This is a genomic window from bacterium, from assembly GCA_040753555.1.
GTDB lineage: Bacteria > UBA9089 > UBA9088 > UBA9088 > UBA9088 > JBFLYE01.
Window position 1 is genome coordinate 1 of sequence record JBFMDZ010000162.1, and the last position, 4,755, is coordinate 4,755.

General features: G+C 35.5%; 4 protein-coding genes. All 4 read left to right on the plus strand.

What is annotated here, in order from left to right:
* Positions 1 to 2,674 (plus strand): transglutaminase-like domain-containing protein (locus AB1630_10405; GenBank protein MEW6104200.1); only part of this gene is annotated, 2,674 nt, incomplete at its 5' end.
* Complete coding sequence (locus AB1630_10410) at positions 2,671 to 3,267, plus strand: hypothetical protein (GenBank protein ID MEW6104201.1); 597 nt, start codon at positions 2,671 to 2,673, stop codon at positions 3,265 to 3,267. The genes AB1630_10405 and AB1630_10410, both read left to right, overlap by 4 nt.
* Positions 3,260 to 3,901 (plus strand): hypothetical protein, encoded by a 642-nt coding sequence (locus AB1630_10415; protein ID MEW6104202.1) that lies wholly within the window; start codon positions 3,260 to 3,262, stop codon positions 3,899 to 3,901. The genes AB1630_10410 and AB1630_10415 overlap by 8 nt, the downstream gene beginning before the upstream one ends.
* Position 3,902: 1 nt before the next feature.
* Positions 3,903 to 4,755, plus strand: an 853-nt coding sequence (locus AB1630_10420) for a prenyltransferase/squalene oxidase repeat-containing protein (protein MEW6104203.1), incomplete at its 3' end; no start/stop codon positions are given.

The window sequence follows — 4,755 nt, forward strand, 5'->3', positions numbered from 1 at the left end:
AGCCGAGGAATGGGAAAAGGCAATTTTGTCTTTAGAGGAAAGCCTTAGCGAAACAAAAACCAAGACATTCTCAGCCAATGTCTTAAGCAAGAAGCAGGATGAGTTTCTAAAGATTAACCAAAAGCTACAGGAGGAATTTAAAGAAACCGAGGAATTCCTGAAAGAAAAGAAATTACCCGATAAAATCCTTCAAAGACACTATGACTTTGTTAAGCAATACAATGAGAATTACAAAAGGCTAAAGGAAAATCTTGATTCCTCAATAAAGACAAAGGATACAAGGGTATTAAGGGAATTCCTAGAAAAAGCCCAATACAAAGAGAAGCCAAGACCACTTGACCCCAATAAGCTACCCCATAGATTAGCAGAACCAATATTCAAGAAGCCAAAGGTAAAGATAGAAGAATTCAAAAAAGGCATAAGATTAGCCCAGACAACAAATCAACCAACCCCTTCTGATTTAGCAGAAACTATAGAAGTACAGTTTAGCCCAGAAATAAAGGCAAAGGCAAAGGAACTGGGATATAATCCCGTAAAAATCTATAACTGGGTAAGAAACAATATTGAGTTTATCCCTACCTATGGCTCTATTCAAGGTGCCGATATGTGCCTTCAAACAAAACAGGGTAATGCCTTTGATATAGCCTCCCTTCTTATTGCTTTAATTAGGGTTTCAAATATCCCAGCCAGGTATGTCTATGGAACCATTGGAATTCCCATAGAAAAGGTGATGAATTGGGTGGGAGGATTTACCGATCCTAATTCAGCATTAAACCTTATTGCCTCGGGAGGAATACCCGTTATAGGAATAACCTCGGGCGGAAAGATAAAAATGGCAAGAATGGAACATATCTGGGTTGAGGCGTATCTGCCTTATGGAAACTATAGAGGAACAAGACAAGATGATAGCATAAAAACATGGATACCCCTAGATGGAAGCTTTAAGCAATACACATACAAAGAGCCGATTGATTTCCCTCAAGCAATAGGGTTCAATATCCAAGAATTTATCAATGAGGTTCAATCAGCAAGTAGTATAACTGATTCATCTGTATCCAATGTCCCTCAAGATTTAATTTTCCAGAGATTTAAAGAGTATGTGGAAAGTGTTCATCAATATTATGATACATACCTTCAAAATAAAACTACGGAAGATGTAATCGGAGTAAAAAGGGTTGTAGTTAAAGAATATCCATATTTAGCAGGAAGCCCTCCCTATAAGATTGTAGCAATAGGAAGCAGGTATTCTCAGCTTCCTTCGTCTTTCCAATGGCAAATTAACTTCAAGGTATTCAGTAATGGCTATTCCTCAAATCCCGATTTTTCATATACCGCACCTACACCATTTTTAAAGGAAAAAAGCATTACCTTAAGTTATAGCCCATCAACCCCAAATGATGAATCTTTGATTAAAACCTATGAATATATAGAAAAAGTTCCTCCCTATCTTTTAAACCTAACCCCCAAGCTAATAATTGAGGGGAATGTTGTAGCAACAGGCATTCCGGTTGGTTCAGGCAAAGATATTGATTTTATTATGACATTTACCTCTCCCTCTGGGATGCAAGATGTAGTATCCAACAAAGAAACTGCGGGAGCTTACCTTGGAATAGGATTAGACCTTAACTGGATGTCAAAATCATTGATTGATAAAAAGATAGCCAACTTAAATCAAATTTTCCAATTACCCACCCCAAGCCCTGCTCAAAAGATTCAAGAGAGCCTTAATCTATTAGCCTCCCTTTATTTTGCTGAATTAGATACGATAAATAGTATGAAGGCAAGATTTGCAAAGGTGGTTAATCTCAAACACCCATCGGCTGGTATTGTGGGAGAAGACCTTAAAATAGGTTATTTATGGGGAATACCTCACACATTATCCTTTGCAGGCCTTTTTATTGATATTGATCGGGATGTTTATTCAACCATAGCAAAGGATGGGGATAAAAATAAGGCAATAGCCTTTACGATTAACTCTGGATATGATGGCTCTAGCTTAGAACATAGCCTTTGCACACAAATCTATAACCTTCCTGCTGTTTCGGCGGTAAAGATTCATCAGCTGAGCAATGAAAGGGGAATTCCTATTTATAAACTTGATAAAACAAACCTTTCTTCCATTCTTCCCTTACTTCAAATCTCCTCTGAGGCTAAGGCCGATATTGCCAATGCTGTCAGTGGAGGAAAGATAGCTTATGTGCCTCAAAGGAATATTCAGTATTACAATTGGAGTGGAACGGCTTATATTGTTATTGACCCAGATACAGGAGCGGGAGGATATATCATCTCGGGAGGGCTGGCCGGAGGAAGCATAGCATTATTACTGGATTGCCTGGAGGCATTGATTCAGTTGGTGGATTTGATTCCTCTACCTATGGTACCAAAGATTATAAGTATTGTTGCTGATTTCCTTGCATTTTTTGCGACACTTCACGATATTTTTCAAGCTTCTGCTCCTCAGCTTAATAAAGGGCCTGCTGCTGTATTCGCAGTAACCAGTCTAATAGCAGGATTGATTCCAGTCCTTTTCTTACCCGGAGCACCAATAGTTACAGTATATGTGGCAATCATGGAGGCCGTTTTATATGTGAGTATCTTTTATCTTTTGGAAGGAAAACTCCCAGTTATTCAGGAAGATCCATTAAAGGCATGCTGGGAGCTTTTAAAAAAATGAATAAATACAAGGAAATTATAAATAAAATATCAAAAGAAGATTTACAAAAAGGAACAGAATTTTTTGAGAGAGATATGTTTTGGACAAATCCTAAAGAAGCATGGTTTTTTGAACCAATAATGATATTCTTAATTTTCTTAATAATATTAAAACAAGGAGCTTATGTATGGATATGTGTAATCTTGCATTTACTTTCTTGTGTCTTAATTGCTTTCTGGCTTGGAAGAATACATATAGAAAGCAAGTTAATTTTCTTTTTAAAGCATATTGAAAACTACTTACCATTTGAAGATTTATTAAAAGATGGATGGCTTTTTGTACAAATCAGATATATGCTGAAAAAAGGATGGATTTATTGGACATCAGCAATAATTTCTCTAAAATTTTTTATTTTATACTCAATCCCTGTATTTTTACCTATTGTCGTATTTTATAATGAATCTGTAAAGATTATTCGTCAGACAGAGGGATATTTTATTCTTTATCCTATACTTTTATTTTCTACAACATACTATTTCTTTTCCCTTTTAGGCTTTCTTTTCTGGAAGAAACTTAAGAAAGAGCTTTTAGAAATAAAGGGGCAAAATGAATAAATACAAGGAAATTATAAATAGTAAGTCAATGTCAAAAGAGGATTTACAAAAAGGAATAAAATTTTTTGAGTATGATAACTTTTCATATCCACCACCTTCAGGATTTTGGGTTTTTATACCAATAATGATATTCTTGATTTTCTTGATAATATTAAAACAAGGGGTTTATGTATGGGTATGTGTAATCTTGCATTTGTTCCTTTGTTTTCTGATTGCCTTTTGGCTTGGAAGGAAATATTATATAGAAAGCAGATTAGTCTTCTTTTTAAAGCATATTGAAAAATACTTACCGCTTAAAGACTTACAAGACCAATGGCTTTCACAGACATTCACTGGGCATTTTTTTAGAGAATTGTTTGTTATACCTTATAGATATATGCTAAAAAGAGAATGTGTTGATTGGAGAACGGGTGAAGTGATAATTTCTCTGAAATTTTTTATTTTATACTCACTCCCTGTATTTTTACCTATTATCATATTTTATAATGAATCTGTAAAGATTATTCGCCAGACAGAAGGATATTTTATTCTTTATCCTTTACTTTTACTTTATATAACATGGTATTTCTCTTATTTTACAAGCTTTCTTTTTTGGAAAAAACTTAAGAAAGAGCTTTTAGAAATGGAGGTGTAAGATGAAAATTAAAAAGATTATCTTGGCAATTGCTATATCTTCTTTATCCTTTGCCCAATCTATAGCAATGGAAAATGGTCTTTCTTGGCTTTATGCCAATCAAAACCAAGATGGTAGTTGGGGAAAGAATATGGACATCTTGGAAAGGGATACCACAGAGGTTTTGGATACTTTACATTATTTTAATAAAATTGGTCCAGAATATAGTAAAGGGCTTCTCTGGTTGGCTAATAGGAATTCCTTACCAACTGACTATCTGGCAAGAAAGATTAAAACTTTCTCTAATGGAGGAATGGATGTCTCCTTGGATTTAACAACCCTTATTTCTTACCAAAACGACGATGGCGGATGGAGTGGATATGATTTTAAGGATGCAGAATCCTTTGTCCTAGACACCATTCTTTCCCTCTCTGCCTTAAAATCTGCCAATTATACCAATAATTCTGTAATTGAACCTGCTTTATTATGGCTTATTGCCAATCAGAAGGAAGATGGTGGATTTGGATTTGATGAAAGCAATGTATATCTCACATCCCTTGCCATTCTTACCTTAAATCAATACAAAGACCAATTTTATCTTACTCCAAATATTGAGAAAGCAAGGAATTGGCTCATCTTACAAAATCCAGAAACCCTGTGGGAAAAGGCCCTGATGTATCAAGCAACAATGAGAAAGGATTTGCTAGAAGATATCCTTAATGCACAACTTGATAATGGTTCTTGGGACAATGACCCATTTACCACAGCCCTTTGTTTAAGGGCAATCAAGGATGCAGCCCCTGACCTTATTGTTTCAGAAATCCTCTTTGACCCCCAGGTTCCCTTAGAGGGAGAAACCACAACCATTACTGCCA